Below are 14,251 nucleotides of genomic sequence, written 5' to 3' on the forward strand. Positions count from 1 at the left end.
CGCGAGCGCGCCGGCCGGCACGTCTAGCGAGGCCCACGGCTTCGACGGTGTGGGCGTACCACGCTCGCTTGATTCGATATTCCTCAAGGCAACCGAAGGGACTTCGCACATGACCAGCCAGTTCGGCGATCTGCCGGTCGTCGTCATCGGCGCCGGGCCGGTCGGCCTCGCCGCCGCCGCGCACCTGACCGGGCGCGGCCTGCCGTTCACCGTCCTCGAGGCCGGCGACCGGCCCGCCGCGTCGGTGCGGCAATGGGGCCACGTCCGGCTGTTCTCCCCCTGGCGGTACAACACCGACGCCGCGGCCCGCCGGCTCCTGACCGACGCGGGCTGGGTCGAGCCCGACCCCGAGGTACTGCCGACCGGCGCCCAGCTCGCCGACGAGTACCTCCAGCCCCTCGCCGACCTGCCAGCCCTCAAGCCACACGTCCGCTACGGCACCCGGGTCCAGGCCGTGACCCGGCTCGGCCTGGACCGGCTGCGCACCGCCGGGCGCGACACCACGCCGTTGCTCGTCCGGCTCTCCGACGGCGAAGACATCCTGGCCCGGGCGGTCATCGACGCCTCCGGCACCTGGAGCACCCCGAACGTGCTCGGCGCCGCCGGCATCCCCGCCCGCGGCGAGCACACCGCGGCGGCCTTCATCGAGCAGGCGCTACCGGACGTGCTCGGCGCCGACCGGGACCGGTTCGCCGGCCGGCGCACCCTCGTCGTCGGCGCCGGGCACTCCGCGGCCAACACCCTGCTGTTCCTGGCCGAGCTCGCCGGCCAGGTGCCGGGCACGTCCGTCGTTTGGGCGATCCGGGCCGCCGGCCCGGCGCGCACCTACGGCGGCTCGACCGCCGACGCGCTGCCGGCCCGCGGCGCGATCGGCACCCGGCTGCGCGAGCACGTTGAGGCCGGGACCATCGAACTCGTCACCGGCTTCTCGATCCAGGCCCTGACCACCACCGAGCACGGCCGGGTGACCGTGTCCGACGGCACCCGCGACATCACCGCGGACCGGATCGTCTCGGCGACCGGGTTCCGGCCCGACCACGCCATCGCCTCCGAGCTACGCCTGGACCTGGACCCGATCCTGGGCTCCGCCCGGGCCCTCGCCCCGCTGATCGACCCGAACGAGCACTCCTGCGGGACCGTCCCGCCGCACGGCGTCGACGAACTGGCCCACCCCGAACCCGGCTTCTACGCCGTGGGCGTCAAGAGCTACGGGCGGGCGCCGACGTTCCTGCTCGCCACCGGCTACGAGCAGGCCCGCTCGGTCGTCGCCGCGCTCGCCGGGGACTGGGACGCCGCCCGCGACGTCCAGCTCGACCTGCCGGAGACCGGTGTGTGCAGCAGCGACGTGCCCCTCGACGCCACCACCATCACCGCCACTGGCGGCTGTTGCGGCCCCACGCCGGACGCCACGCCCGCCGGGCGCGGACTGGCGACCGGGGTCAGCGGCGGGCTGCTCGCCGCCCCGTTGACCCTGCTGCCCGTCGTCGGCGACACGCGAGCCGGCGACGCCTGCTGCGGCTGAGCCCGCCCCGGATGAGCACCGGCACGCCGGTGGCCGCTACCTCCACGGACCGCGGCCACCGGCCGGGGTGGTCGCATTCGGCATCGGGTTCGGCGTCGCGTCCCTCGCCTCACCGGCCGTGCTCGCCGATCGGTACGGCATCACCGGCTACGCCACCATCGCCGACACCCTCGCCACCCCGGTCACCCTCGCCCGGGCCGCCGCCCCGCTCGCCGCTCGCCGCTCACCGCGATCGGCGCCACGTGCGCGGCCGCAGCCATCGGCATCCTGGCCCGAGCCGGCACGCCCCCACCGAGCGTGGGCGGCACCGAGCCGCGGTGATGCCGGCAGGCCGGCGCCCCCGGCCCGTGGACGCCCCGGCGAGCAGCTCGAGGATGACTCGCTCCCGTCGGCGGCAGCGGCCCCGGGATCGAACGATCCTGGAAGCATGGGGCAGCAGGCGCTCGTCACCTTCGGACACGGTACGGCGGACCGTGACCAGCTCTCAGACCTGCTGCGCCCAGCTGGGATCGCCGCCGTGGTGGACGTCAGGAGCGCGCCCGGAAGCCGCCGCAACCCGGACGTCGGCAGGGAGCGGCTACGGCAATGGCTGCCCGATCGCGGGATCGCGTACCGCTGGGAACCGAGACTGGGCGGATTCCGCAAATCGCCGCCGGATTCACCCGACACCGCCTGGCGCAACGAGTCCTTCCGTGGATACGCCGCACACACCCGGACCCCCGACTTCGTCGACGCGATCACGACGCTCCTCGAGGAGGCCGCACATCGGCGGACAGCCGTCATGTGCAGCGAAGCCGTCTGGTGGCGTTGCCACCGTCGTCTCATAGCCGACTTCGTCACGCTCGCACGCGGATGGCCCGTCCTGCATCTGATGCACGACGGCCGGCTCGTCCCTCATCCGCTCAACCAGCGAGTACGTCTGCGCGACGACGGACTTCTCGTCTACGACGGGCAGCTTTCAGACAGCGATTAGCCGGTCGCACCGAGCACACCGTCGGCGGGCCCCGCCGCCCTGCGCCGCCGCCGGCCCGGACGCCGACCTGCCGGACCTGCTGAGCGACCCGGTCGTCCCCGACGACGACCTGCACCGGGCGGTGCGCGGTCTCCGCTACATCGCCAGGCACGGCCACGGCCTCGGCCGCATCAGTTCACCGGCACCGTCCGGACGGTGCTGGCGCCTGCCCCGAACAGCGCCTGGTGGCGGCTCACCGAGGCGTCGCTGAAGGCCGTGCGCGCGGCGGCACCGCCGGGCACCCAGATCAGCGTGCCGCAGCCCTGGTCGGACTGGCTGACCGCGTCGGAGCGGGACAAGCCGACGGAGTCCTACCAGCAGCCGCCGCCGCCCGACGCCGGCCGGGTCGGCAAGCGCATCGTCTGGCCGATCTCGGTGCGCAACGGCCCCACGGTCCCGGCCCGGGTGGTCACCCACCCGCCGGTCGGGTAAGGAGGGGGCACGCCAGCCCGGTGCGGTGCTCGGCTACAGCACCGCACCCCACCGCACCAGGCCGGGGTGCGGCGCCCCGTCAGGAGTCGAGCAGCCCGTGCTCCGCCATGAAGGCCTGCAACGTCTCGGCGTCCTCGGCGGACATGAAGCGGCGTGGGATCACGGTTGCCGGCATCCGTCCGACGTACAGGATCCAGAACTCGGGGGTGTTCACCACTCGGGTGACCCCTTCCCAGGCGATGCCGCCGGACTCGGAGCCGCTGCGCATCATGATGTTGTCGTCGGTGATGTCGTAGCTGCCCTCGACGGCGTAGCCGCTGGAGCGGCGCCGGGCGTTGAAGCGCACCCACGGCGAGTACAGCATCGAGAGCAGGCCGCCCACGACCATCGCCGTGTACAGCGACGAGGCCCGCTCACCCCAGCCGGCCACCCGCACGACGGCGAGACCGATCACCCCGGCTGCCACCAGCACCGCGCCGATGTAGCCGAACGTGCGCAGCCGGACGCTGCTGAGCGCCGCGGCCACACGGCCCGGGTAGGCGGGATCGGCCGGCACGTCGAATCGAATGTGCACGCCAGAACGATAGTGCCCCAACTCGCCCCGAGCAGCGCCGACCCGTACCGTATCCGGTGCTGGCAGGGCCCGGCCCAGGCGGGCGAGCGGGGATAGCGCCATCAGCACGGGTGACAGCATCATGCCGGCAGCCGTGCACAGCAGCGCGGTGCGCATCCCCCAATGTTGGGTGAGGAAGCCGCCGAACAGCGAGCCGACCGGCGTCAGACCCATGCCGGCGAACGTGATCGTCGCGCTGACGCGCCCCTGCAACGTGTCCGGCGTGACGGCCTGCCGGACCGCCATGACCGTGACATTGACCAGTTGGCCGAAGGCTCCGAACAGCACGTTGATCGCGATCAGCGCGGAGACGGTCGCCATCGAGCCGCCGTGCAGTGCGGGCACGAACAGCATCACGCCGTCACCGACCGCCGCCGCCGCGACGAGCACCGGCCCGTAGCCGAGGCGGCTCGGGAGGCGGGCGGCGAGCAGGGAACCGATCAGTGCGCCCGGTCCCGTCGCGGCGAGCGCCAGTCCGATGGCGGTGCCGGACAGGTGCAGAGCTCGCGGCAGGAACAGCAGATACGTGGTCATCGTGGCCGCGAGGAAGAACTGAAACGCGGCCGAGGCCAGGCATATCGTGCGCAGCGAGGTGTCGCCCGCCACGAAACGCAGGCCCTGGTGGATCCGCCGCCAGATGCGCTGCGCACCGCCGGAGCCCGGGGAGATCGACTCGCGGTGGCGGATACGGGCGATGGACGCGAACGACACGGCGAAGAACAGGGCGCTCGACGCGGCGGCGATCGGCGCCGGTAGCAGGGACGCCATCGCTCCGCCGAGGGCGGGACCGCCGACCTGGGCCGCGGACCGGCTTGCCTCGACCGCGCTGTTGCCCCGCACCAGCTGCTCGCGTCTCACCAGGCGTGGCAGGGAGGCCTGATAGGCGACGTCGAAGAACACCGACAAGGCCCCGACGGCGAAGGCGATGGCCAGCAGCACCGGCAGGCCGAGACCGCCTAGCAGAGCGGCTACGGCGGCCGCGCCCAACGCCACGGCTCGGCCGAGGTCGGCCAGGACCATGACGGTGCGGGTCCGCCATTTGTCCACCCACACACCCACGAACAGCGTGAGCAGCAGCAGCGGTGCCTGCCCGACCGCACGCAGGACACCCAGTTCGCCAGCGCCGACGTCGAGCGTCAGTACGGCGAGCAACGGCAGCATCACCAGGCTCGTATGCTCGCCCAGCTGTGAGGCCGTCTGGCCGGCCCAAAGGCTGCGGAAATCGGAGTCGCGCCAGAGGCTCGGCGTGACGGAGCGCGCGGAATCAGCAACAGACTGCACGAAGACCCCATGGATCGCTGCGGACAGGGCTCACCGACCGCCGTGCGAGAGATCTGCCGGCGGTTCAGTGGGAAGGGCTCGCTGTGCCGCGCGATACAAGGGCAGCACGCGATGACAGGCCGATCACGGCCTAAGACGTCAACGCGCGCTCGGACTACCGGGCATGTCTCAGCTCCTCATGGGTCACTCGCCGTCCGACAATAGCCGCACACGGCCCCATGCGTCAGTCGTCGATCAGCCAATCGATGGTTTCGGCGGCGGAGTCGGCCTCGTAGGCGTCACCGGCAGCGGATCGAATGTCGATCTCCCGATCCCTTGCCCGCGCACGGGCCCTGGCATCGCCTATGAACGCCGTGTGTCTCGGCGCCAGGTCCATCAGGATGCTGTCCCCGTTCCAGTCGGTAGTCACCGTCACGATCCCGTGGTCGTCGCCCGCCATGAACTCGGCGATGCCGCGAACCACCGTGACCGCCCAGACCAGCGTCGGCAGCCGGAATTCGGCCCGGCAGGAGAAGTCGATGGCCAGCGACCCGGTAGCCTCGTCGAACCGGAACGTCAGCTCGTCGTCGTGCGCCAGGTCACGGAACACGGTCGCGTAGTCGCCGCCGATCCATCCGTCGCATTCCTCGATCGCGGCGGGAAGCTCGTCGCGGTACTCGTGCCGCTCGTGGTCGCCATGCCACGCCTCGGTGAGGCCGGCCCACTGCTGTCGCGACCATCCCGATGCCGGCTTGACCGATGCCCTCAGGTACGCCCGCAGGCGCGGTTTCGCAACGACGATCGCCGCCGTCAGGTGCACCGACTCGGACACCGACCGACCTCCCAGCACGCGACAGCAGGACCCCCGGTCGGCACTATAGATCGGCGCGGGCCGAGCGGTGTTTAGCATCTGTCTTATGACGTTCTGGGTGCATTACGTGGTCCCGCCCGGTGCGGCCGGCAACGGCCTGCCCGCGCCCGGCAGCGACGACGTCATCGTGTTCGCGCAGACGCTCGACGTGGATTCGGGCGGCGACCGGACCGTCGAGTTCTCCGTGTTCGCGGCCGGCGGCGGATTCCAGATCGCCACGGACATCGACTGCACCGCGTTGCTGCGAGGAGCTGCCGAGGAGGTCGCCGTCGTCCGGGCCGTGGATGCCTGGGTCGTCGAGCACATGTCGCGGGCCGTGCGAATACACGAGCTGCTGCTGTACCGGTGGCACGAGGTCTGTTCGGAGTCGCACCGCTCGTCGATCGACGCGCTCCAGCGATGGCTCACGGCGCAGGATCCGTCGGGAGACTACTGGAGGTCGCTCGGTGCGGTGACTTCAACAGTCTGTTGACAAACAGATTGTTGAAGCCCATGCTGGGCGCGTGCTTGAAGGAATGGACGATCAATCCGCGGGGGCCGTCGAGCAGTGGGCGCGGGATCGGTTGACCGCCCGCGGCGGCAAGGATCTGCCCCGGCTGCCCTGGCTGGCCGACATCCAGCCGCACGACGCGTTCACGCTGATCCGCCAGGCGCTGTGGCGAGCCAACACCGACCGGGAGGCGCTGGAGCTGCCCGACGACCTGCTGGCCGCGATCACGCTGCTCGCCGCCGCCCGTGCCGAGCTCGACCAGCTCGAGGCGGGCCTGCTGTTCGTCGCCCGCGCCGAGGGGTTGACCTGGGCCCAGGTCGCGCGGCCGCTGGGCCTGCGGACCGCCCAGGCGGCGCAGCAGCGGCACGAGCGCGTGCTGGCGCGGCTCGACGCGGAGGCCGATTCTTGAGCGTCGTCCCGCTCGTCCACGCGGGCCCCGCGTGCGGCCGCAAGGCCCACGGGCTCGCCGTGCTGCTGCGCGCCGGCCTTCCCGTCCCGGACGGGTTCGTCGTCACCGACCCGGCCGTCGACCCCCGGGTGGTCGCGGCGCACCTGGGCCGGCTACGCGGCCGGGCGGTCGCGGTCCGGTCGTCTGGGTTGACCGAGGACTCCGCGACGGCGTCCTTCGCCGGGCAGCTGGAAACCGTCCTCGGCGCCCGGGGCCTCGACGAGGTCCTGGCCGCGCTCCGGCGCTGCGCGGCCTCGCCGCACACGGACCGGGCGCGCAGCTATCGGGCACACCTCGACCTCGACGGCGAACCCGCCGCGCCGGTGCTCGTGCAGGAGCTTGTCGAGGCCGACCACGCGGGCGTGCTGTTCACCCGCGACCCCCGCACCGGCGCCGACGCGGTGGTGATCAACGCGTCCTGGGGCCTCGGGGAGTCCGTCGTCTCCGGTGCGGTGGTTCCCGACGAGATCATCGTGACCGCGCCCACAGACACCGCCCGGATCACCATCGGGGCCAAACAGACGCGGCTCGACCTGCGCGAGCACGGGCTGGTGCGTTCACCCGTCCCCGAGGCGGACCGGGCCCGCGGTTGTGTGCCGCCCGGCGAGGTACCCCGGCTCGTCGCGCTCGGCCGGCGGTGTGCGGACCTCTTCGGCCGGTCCCAGGACGTCGAGTGGGCGGTCCGCGACGACCAGATCTGGCTGCTGCAGGCACGCCCGATCACCGCGCTCGGCGACCCGGCGGCCGTGGGCGGCGACCCGGCGGCCGTGGGCGGCGACCCGGCGGCCGTGGGCGGCGAGAGGTCGGCTCCCCCGCTGGTCACCGGTGTGCCCAGCAGCCCCGGCCAAGCGTGGGGACCGGCCCGCCTCGTGCGCTCGGTCGATGACTTCTCCCGCGTCCGCCACGGCGACATCCTGGTGTGCCGAACCACCGACCCGGCCTGGACCCCGCTGTTCCGCCTCGCCGCCGCCGTCGTCACCGAGACCGGCGGCGTCCTCAGCCACGCGGCCATCGTCGCGCGGGAGTTCGGGATTCCCGCCGTCGTCGGCGCCGGCGAGGCGATGACCACCCTGACCGACGGCGCACCCGTCACCGTCGACGGCACCGCCGGCACGATCACCGGAGGATAGACCGATGACCCACCCGTCTCCCGTCGAGCTGCTGGCGCTGCACGCGGTGCGGCTCAAGGGGTTCGCCGACAACGCCGCCGTCGCCGCCCGATTCGGCCTCGACACCGACCAGACCCACGAGGAACTCCTCGACGCCCAGGCACACGGCTGGATCAGCAGGTCCTCGTTCGCCGACCTAACCGGGTGGTCGCTCACCGAAAGCGGGTACCGGCGCAACGAGGCCCAGCTCCGCGACGAGCTCGACCTCGCCGGCGCCCACGGGACCGTCACCGCCGTCCACGAACGGTTCCTGCCGCTCAACTCCCGAGCGACCCAGATCTTCACCGCGTGGCAGTTGGACTCCGGCGCTCCCACGGACACGTTCCGCCAGCTGGCCGACCTCGCCGACGAACTGCGCGACCTCGAACGGCCCCTGGCCGCGCACCTGGGCCGGTTCGCCGGCTACCACAACCGGTTCACCACCGCGCTGGCCCGGGCCGGCCAGGACCCGGCGTGGATCACCGGCATCAAGGTCGACTCGTGCCACCGGATCTGGTTCGAGCTCCACGAGGACCTGATCGCCACGCTCGGCATCACCCGGTAGCCGTGTAGCCTGCGCCGCCGGCCCGTCACGCGGGAATGCGTGCCGGGCCGGCGCTTCATGCGACTCCTGCGCGTGGTACGCCGTCGCTACAGGGCGGTGGTGCTGGCGCTGCCGAAGCCGGGTGCCGTGATGGTGAGCTTCGTCGCGTGCTCCGGACGCCACAGCGGTAGCGACACCCGGCCGGTGCCGTCATGTGCCGGCAGCGTGAACGTCCGTGTCTGGGGGCTCGCGATCTTGATGCTGCTGCCCGGGAGGGTCTGCAGGATGTAGTAGTCCCAGCGGACCTCGAAGCTGGCCTCGCCGAGGACGTTGTCGTCGAACGCGACCATCCACTGCTTGCTGGAGAAGTCGTAGTACGACTGGATGTTCGTGGCCACCGGCACGTCGTAGGTCTTGCAGCCGAGCCCCCGGTGGGGCAGCGGGGTGGCGCCGGCCGGTGTCACGTTGATCGCCCACGCGCAGACGGTGTGGCTGCCGTGGCGCGAGGGCACGACGGCGTCGTAGCCGCGGTAGGCGCCGAAAGACGGGTACGCGGCGGCGACGTCGGGGCGGTAGGCGTTGGCGGTCAGCGTCTTGGCGAACGCGCCGTCGATCCAGACGTCGACCAGCAGCGGGCCGCTGCTGTCGTAGTCGGCGGCCCAGCCGGTGACGCGCACACCGTTGCCCACGAACGTCATCGTGTCGAATGCGCCGAGCGGCGCGATGTCGACGGGACCGGGGTCCGGATCCCCGCCCCCGCCGTTGCAGGTCGGCGGAGGTTCGGGCTGGTCGCACCGCGACGCCGCATGGGCGGGCGCACCGGGTGCCACGGCGGCGCCGGACAGCGCCAGCAGCACTGCGACGCCGGCGCGGATGAGTGTTCTCCTCATGATTGCGAGCTCCTCGCTGAAGGCGGTCCGCCGATGGCCGACCGTCACCGTCCCTCGTGGACGGTGGCGCCACCGTAGGCGCTCCAGCGCTCAAACTTCACCAGCCTGATCGAGTTCCCGACTCCGGCATCTTGCCGCGCAACCGCCGGCTCGCCTCGTGTGTCTGCCCAGATGTGAGCACAGGGCTCGGGACTTCTTCCCGGCCCGCTTGGGACCGCTGTCCCTTGCTGGCTGGGACGGCCGACCGGCACAGTGCGACCGTGTCCCGGGAGCGCTGAGCACCCGAGCCGGGCATGCTCGTTTTCTGCAACGGTGGACCGGGTTTGTGGGACACCTTCGACGACCTGACCGCGATGTTCACCGGGTCCACCCGGACGATCCGCTGGGACGTCACCGGGGCTGCCACCGTGGTCGGCGGTCTTCACGCCCTGGGCCATCTCGGTGTTGGCGGAGACCCGGGCCGTGCAGCAGCGGCTACGGAGCACGTTCTCGCACCTGCCGTTCACAGAAAAGGGCACGCGCATCGCGGATGTGTGTGCACCATCTGACATCATGGCTGCCGTTCGGGGCGACAGTTTCGATCGGCTTCCGGGATAATTACATACATGGGGCAGCTGGGATTGTTTTCAAGGGCGGAGTTGGCTGCCATGCGTGACCGGACCAGGTCACGTCGTTATTCTCCGGCGAAGGAGCAGTTCCGCCGGGAGCATGCGCGGCATCGGGAATGGGGCCTTGCCAGACGGCACTCCGAGAAGCTCCGCCGCCTGCGCGGTGACACCCCGCCGACGGCCAGCGACCAGCGGGACGGATCGGCGCATGGGCCGGTGCCGCCCTCGCCACCTCCGCCGGTCACGCCACCTGACCAGGCACAACGCCCCGCGAGCAGCACCGCGGCAAACGACTGCGATCCCGCACCCCGCCAGGCAGGCAGCGCCGGGCGGCCCGGCCCTGTCCCGAAGCGTCGTCGCGCGTCCACGCCGCAGCTGCGCCGGCCCGCCGGTCCGGCAACGCATCGAATGGTCGGCGGCAATACACGGCCGCCGGTGTATCGCGGCTATCTTTCGACAATGCCGCGCACGGCCGGGCGGCATTTCTGCCGAATGCTCCGCAAGGCGGGAACAAGCAACCGCTGTCCTCATGGACCGCCGGTGCAGATTCCCGAATTCTAGACAATGGCGATGGGTCGCGCGACGCGCACATCGGCAGAACAGGAAGCCTCGACCTCGCCGAGCCTGTCACTCGCTGTTACCGGCAATGAGCCATTCCGAGCAACGGTTTGATCGCTGACGGTTTCATGTTGTGCGGGCGTGGTCGATGTGGAGCAGGACGAGTGCTGCGGCGACAATCTTCCCGATCCGCCAGGGACACAGGCTGCCGTTGCGCAGTGCCCTGAAGGTCATCTTGAGCAGGGCGTTGCCGCGTTCGGCGATGGCTCGCACGCCGTTGTGGGCCTGGTTGAGCTGCTGTTGCGCGAGGGTGAGCCGGCCGTTCTTGGGTGTCTTGAACGCCACGGTGATGGTGTCGGCTTCGCCTTCATAGCCCAGGTCGCCGAGCGTGCGCAGGTCCGCGCCAATCGCGGTGAGGGCGGGCAGGATCTCGGGATGGGTGCGCACCGCCGTGGTGGTGTCGTGCTCACGGCCCGCTCGCACCTCGGAGGTCCAGATCGGCCAGCCGTCCGGCACGGTGATGACCTGGACGTCGCCGCCCTGGTTGGCGTGTTTGCCCGACCACCACGGATCCACACCGGGCGTGGGCCCCGGTGCGCGGCACCGGTCCGTTTCGATCAGCGTGCCGTCGATGTCGACGTGGCTGTAGCCGGCCGTCTTGGCCGCCGGCATCGCCCCGTGCGGGCTGGGTGACCGGGCTGCGAGGACGTCGATGCCTTCGTGCGGGTAGGCGTAGCCGGTGGACCTGCCGATCGCGTTGTCCCGGGCCAGCCGGCTCATCCGGGTGCCGTCCAGGAACCAGCGCAGGACCAGAACCGCCTGGTCGTGACAGGGCAACGCCCTCGTGCCGGTGCGGGTAACGCGCCGGGCTCGTTCTGCACTCAGCAGACCGGTCAGGACGTCCACCGTCTCCTGGCGTACCGGCAGGACCGAGGTGCATGTGACACGCATCGTCGACGCAGCGCCCTATGAAATTGATCTGTGAGAGGACCACCTTCATACCGGAGTGCTGCGTCTTTCGTCGCACCGCAACGGGTTCGGCGTGTCACCAGCGCGGTAGCGCGAGCGACTAACCAGCGTCGCCCACCGCCACTCGGAATGGCTCATTGTCCTGCCGCTGCGCGGCGAAGGTCGATCGGATAGGAAACGGTTGTGACTTCTTGGACCGTGGCGCCGGCCGCCTTCGACTCAGCCGATGCCCAGTGCCTCCGCCGCGATTACTACGCGGAGGTTGCCAGCCGATACTGGCGACGGCCCGCTACCACAGAGGAAATTGATCAGGGGTTGGCCGGCGATGGTGCCGAGCGGCTCGTCCCACCGTCGGGACAGTTCGTCGTCGGCCGTGAGCCGGCCGCATGCGGAGGATTTCTGGTGCTGGATGATGAGCGCGCCGAACTCACGCGCGTCTACGTACGGCCAGAGTTTCGCCGCAGCGGTGGCGCCCGGCTGTTGCTGGCGACGCTGGAGGCCATGGCAAGCGAGGCGACTCTGACCATTGCCAGCGACAAATTCGGCGCGCTCTCATCGGGTCAGTCAGCTGATCTACGTGTCCGGGACCGGCATCGACCCCGACCGCCACTGGCACTCCGACTACGAACGCGACCCGCGTACCGCGCCGCAGCAGGCCGAACGAATGGCCGCGCGGTGCCAGGCGCTCGGCACCTGACGCAGAGCCCGCCGTCGTCCACGTAGGTGATGCCGAGAGGCGAGTCGCTCGCGATCGCCATGACGCATGGCAGTCGGCCTGGATATCCCCCTCACGGGCGGGGAGTCCCGTGGCCGCCCTTGGGTTCTGAGGACTCCCGTCCGCCCCGTCGGCGGATCGGCCACCCTGCCCCACTCCGCAGGGATTCCGTTTCCTCCCCGGCCTGAAGGCCGAGGCATCCACCGAAGGGATCAGACGAGCCGGCGCCCAGCGAGCATTGTCCATATTCGCCAGCATTCCTCGCATACGCACAGAAATGTCTGTGGCACACTGTTTGCGTGGTTGAGATGCCGAGGCTGGTGTCTGGTCGGTACAGGTTGATAGAACGCGTGCGTGAAGGCGGAACCTCCTTCGCCTGGAGTGCGCACGACGAGATTCTCCGGCGGCGGGTCGCCGTGAGGCTGCTCGCCGCGAAGCTGAATGCTGACGGGCGCCTGCAGGCCGCGGCACAGGCCGCCGCGGTCCTGAGCCATCCGAACGTCAGAGCCGTCTACGACTACGGCGTGGACGGCGGCGAGGCCTTCATCGTGATGGAGCTCATCGACGGAGTCTCGCTCGCCGACCGGCTCAGCCGCGGTCCAGTGCCGTGGCGCGGCGCCGTCGAGGTGTGCGCCCATGTCGCCGCCGCGCTGTCGGCGGCACACGCCCGCGGCTTGGCGCACGGTGACGTCACGCCCGAGACGATCATGCTCACCGACGTCGGCGTCAAGGTGGTCGACTTCGGCATCGCCTCGATCGTGGGCGCCCGCGCCGGTGGCGGCAGGTCCGTCTACGTCGCGCCCGAGCGCCGGGCCGGTCCGGCGGACCGCGCACGGGAGCAGGCCGCCGACGTGTACGCGCTCGGCGTCGTGTTGTTCGCGGCGCTGACCGGCCACCCGCCGGCGGCGGGCCGGGCGGGGTTGCTGCGGGACGACCCGGAGCCGGCGCCGCTCCCGCTGATCCCGGGGATGCCGCTGGAGGTCGCGGCGCTCTACCAGCGCTGCCTCGCCGCCGAACCGGCCATGCGCCCGTCCTCGGCGGCACTGGCTCACCGCCTCGCAGCCTTGGCAGGTGTACGGGTGGGTGCCGTCGACGTCCGCGTCGCCAACCCGTCGCACGACGAGACCGCCAACCTGGGCGGCACCAGGGAGTTGCCGGCGGCGACGGCGCGCCCGCCGCGTGCACGGTCCGGCCGGCTACGGAAGGCGGTCGTGGGCGGCGCCGTGGTCGTGGCCGTCGGCTTCGCCGGGACGGCCGTTGCCGGCGCGCTGCTGCGCTCCGGAGGGTCCGGACAGGTCCAGTGGTCCAGCGGGTCCGGCGGGCCCACATCGAGTGCGTCCGCATCGAGCCTGCCCGGAGCCGGTACCTCGGCGGGCGCGACGAGTTCGCCGAGCGCCGGCGCGGGCCCGGCGTCCAGCGGGTCGTGCACGGTCGCGTACCAGGTGAAGCAGGCCTGGGACAACGGTGCCACCGTGGCGTTGTCGATCACGAACACCGGCCGGACGACGCTGCCGGAATGGGCTCTCAGCTTCGACGTCGACGGTCAGTTGCGCACGGAGTCCGGCTGGAACGGTACGTGGCGCCAGCAGGGCACACACGTGACCGTCACCGGCCTCGACGGCCATCCGAATCTCGGCGCCGGCGCGTCGCTCACCGACGTCGGCGCCAGCATCGACGGCCAGCACGCCGGGTCGATTCCCGACGCCTTCGTCCTGAACGGTGTGCGCTGCCAGACTGCGACGCAGCCCTGATCGACGCCCGCAGCCGGGTCGCTTCGCTGAGCGGGTCGGCGATCTTCGCGGCGATCGTGGACGCGTTGACGGCGCGGTACCTGGCAACGAACCACCCCCGCCGCGCTCGTGATGGTCCAGCGCAGCGGCCGTGACATGCCGGCGCTCGGACGGCCGCTCGCACGGGACAACCGGGAGATCTCACTCCGCGACGCGTTCGAGCCGGACGGCGGCCGGCAGCGCCTCCTGGGCCTGACCGAGCGTCACGCGCGGGCGATGCCCCGCTGAACCGCCGCCGCCGAGACCACAGAGGTGCGACGAACAAGATCCGACAACTTCTCAAGCACGCTCTGGGCAGTCTCAGAGGACGAAAAAAATGGAAAGGTACAGCGCTCCGCGCCCCTTTCCCTTTCTAACGTATATCGCACCGGGGGCCTTGCG

The 14,251-nt window shown here is 71.3% G+C and carries 13 protein-coding genes and 1 pseudogene; 10 read left to right on the plus strand and 4 right to left on the minus strand.

Annotated elements, in window-relative coordinates:
- Positions 1 to 109 precede the first annotated feature (109 nt).
- From AB0367_RS05105 to AB0367_RS05115, 3 genes are all read left to right on the plus strand, one after another.
- A complete protein-coding gene (locus AB0367_RS05105) occupies positions 110 to 1,522 on the plus strand; it encodes an FAD-dependent oxidoreductase (protein WP_366224878.1) in 1,413 nt (470 codons plus the stop codon).
- Between the two features lie 427 nt (positions 1,523 to 1,949).
- On the plus strand, positions 1,950 to 2,495 hold the full coding sequence (locus AB0367_RS05110) for a DUF488 domain-containing protein (RefSeq protein ID WP_366224879.1): 546 nt from the start codon (positions 1,950 to 1,952) through the stop codon (positions 2,493 to 2,495).
- A gap of 195 nt (positions 2,496 to 2,690) precedes the next feature.
- On the plus strand, positions 2,691 to 2,966 hold the full coding sequence (locus AB0367_RS05115; RefSeq protein WP_366224880.1) for a hypothetical protein: 276 nt from the start codon (positions 2,691 to 2,693) through the stop codon (positions 2,964 to 2,966).
- 79 nt (positions 2,967 to 3,045) lie between these two features.
- Here the strand turns inward: AB0367_RS05115 and AB0367_RS05120 are convergent, their stop codons facing one another.
- Together AB0367_RS05120 and AB0367_RS05125 are read right to left on the minus strand one after the other, a co-directional pair.
- The gene (locus tag AB0367_RS05120) at positions 3,046 to 4,860 is read right to left on the minus strand and encodes an MFS transporter (RefSeq protein ID WP_366224881.1); all 1,815 of its coding nucleotides are present in this window, start codon (positions 4,858 to 4,860) and stop codon (positions 3,046 to 3,048) included.
- 223 nt (positions 4,861 to 5,083) lie between these two features.
- Positions 5,084 to 5,671 carry a hypothetical protein gene (locus tag AB0367_RS05125; RefSeq protein WP_366224882.1) on the minus strand — a complete coding sequence of 196 codons (588 nt, stop codon included), beginning with the start codon at positions 5,669 to 5,671 and terminating at the stop codon, positions 5,084 to 5,086.
- An 85-nt stretch (positions 5,672 to 5,756) separates the two neighbouring features.
- Between AB0367_RS05125 and AB0367_RS05130 the strand changes: the two genes are divergently transcribed.
- Genes AB0367_RS05130 through AB0367_RS05145 form a run of 4 tightly spaced genes read left to right on the plus strand, consistent with a single transcriptional unit; the run spans position 5,757 to position 8,361 of the window.
- Entirely contained in the window at positions 5,757 to 6,182 is a 426-nt protein-coding gene (locus AB0367_RS05130; protein ID WP_366224883.1) for a hypothetical protein, read from the plus strand.
- A gap of 43 nt (positions 6,183 to 6,225) precedes the next feature.
- Positions 6,226 to 6,609, plus strand: coding sequence for a DNA-binding protein (locus tag AB0367_RS05135; protein ID WP_366224884.1), 384 nt, complete (start codon positions 6,226 to 6,228; stop codon positions 6,607 to 6,609).
- On the plus strand, positions 6,606 to 7,778 hold the full coding sequence (locus tag AB0367_RS05140) for a PEP/pyruvate-binding domain-containing protein (protein WP_366224885.1): 1,173 nt from the start codon (positions 6,606 to 6,608) through the stop codon (positions 7,776 to 7,778). Before AB0367_RS05135 ends, AB0367_RS05140 begins: the two co-directional genes overlap by 4 nt.
- A 4-nt stretch (positions 7,779 to 7,782) precedes the next feature.
- Complete coding sequence (locus AB0367_RS05145) at positions 7,783 to 8,361, plus strand: transcriptional regulator (protein WP_366224886.1); 579 nt, start codon at positions 7,783 to 7,785, stop codon at positions 8,359 to 8,361.
- Between the two features lie 86 nt (positions 8,362 to 8,447).
- Here the strand turns inward: AB0367_RS05145 and AB0367_RS05150 are convergent, their stop codons facing one another.
- Together AB0367_RS05150 and AB0367_RS05155 are read right to left on the minus strand one after the other, a co-directional pair.
- Positions 8,448 to 9,230 (minus strand): hypothetical protein, encoded by a 783-nt coding sequence (locus tag AB0367_RS05150; protein ID WP_366224887.1) that lies wholly within the window; start codon positions 9,228 to 9,230, stop codon positions 8,448 to 8,450.
- A gap of 1,292 nt (positions 9,231 to 10,522) precedes the next feature.
- Positions 10,523 to 11,347, minus strand: coding sequence for a transposase family protein (locus AB0367_RS05155; protein ID WP_366224888.1), 825 nt, complete (start codon positions 11,345 to 11,347; stop codon positions 10,523 to 10,525).
- A 216-nt stretch (positions 11,348 to 11,563) separates the two neighbouring features.
- Here AB0367_RS05155 and AB0367_RS05160 point away from each other — a divergent pair.
- From AB0367_RS05160 to AB0367_RS05170, 3 genes and pseudogenes are all read left to right on the plus strand, one after another.
- Positions 11,564 to 11,869: pseudogene (locus AB0367_RS05160) on the plus strand (GNAT family N-acetyltransferase); the annotation flags it as partial.
- Between the two features lie 561 nt (positions 11,870 to 12,430).
- Complete coding sequence (locus AB0367_RS05165) at positions 12,431 to 13,831, plus strand: serine/threonine-protein kinase (protein ID WP_366224889.1); 1,401 nt, start codon at positions 12,431 to 12,433, stop codon at positions 13,829 to 13,831.
- Between the two features lie 135 nt (positions 13,832 to 13,966).
- Positions 13,967 to 14,098: a hypothetical protein gene (locus AB0367_RS05170; RefSeq protein WP_366224890.1), complete on the plus strand. Its 132-nt coding sequence runs from the start codon at positions 13,967 to 13,969 to the stop codon at positions 14,096 to 14,098.
- Positions 14,099 to 14,251 lie beyond the last annotated feature (153 nt).

It is taken from the genome of Dactylosporangium sp. NPDC051484, from assembly GCF_040689395.1.
Classification (GTDB): domain Bacteria; phylum Actinomycetota; class Actinomycetes; order Mycobacteriales; family Micromonosporaceae; genus Dactylosporangium.

What these genes read in the sequence shown, in the direction of transcription:
- AB0367_RS05135 (WP_366224884.1), top strand. Translation starts at nt 6,226, where the DNA reads ATGGACGATCAATCCGCGGGGGCCGTCGAGCAGTGGGCGCGGGATCGG.
- AB0367_RS05130 (WP_366224883.1), top strand. Translation starts at nt 5,757, where the DNA reads ATGACGTTCTGGGTGCATTACGTGGTCCCGCCCGGTGCGGCCGGCAAC.
- AB0367_RS05150 (WP_366224887.1), bottom strand. Translation starts at nt 9,230, where the DNA reads ATGAGGAGAACACTCATCCGCGCCGGCGTCGCAGTGCTGCTGGCGCTG.
- AB0367_RS05145 (WP_366224886.1), top strand. Translation starts at nt 7,783, where the DNA reads ATGACCCACCCGTCTCCCGTCGAGCTGCTGGCGCTGCACGCGGTGCGG.
- AB0367_RS05155 (WP_366224888.1), bottom strand. Translation starts at nt 11,347, where the DNA reads ATGCGTGTCACATGCACCTCGGTCCTGCCGGTACGCCAGGAGACGGTG.
- AB0367_RS05170 (WP_366224890.1), top strand. Translation starts at nt 13,967, where the DNA reads ATGCCGGCGCTCGGACGGCCGCTCGCACGGGACAACCGGGAGATCTCA.
- AB0367_RS05105 (WP_366224878.1), top strand. Translation starts at nt 110, where the DNA reads ATGACCAGCCAGTTCGGCGATCTGCCGGTCGTCGTCATCGGCGCCGGG.
- AB0367_RS05110 (WP_366224879.1), top strand. Translation starts at nt 1,950, where the DNA reads ATGGGGCAGCAGGCGCTCGTCACCTTCGGACACGGTACGGCGGACCGT.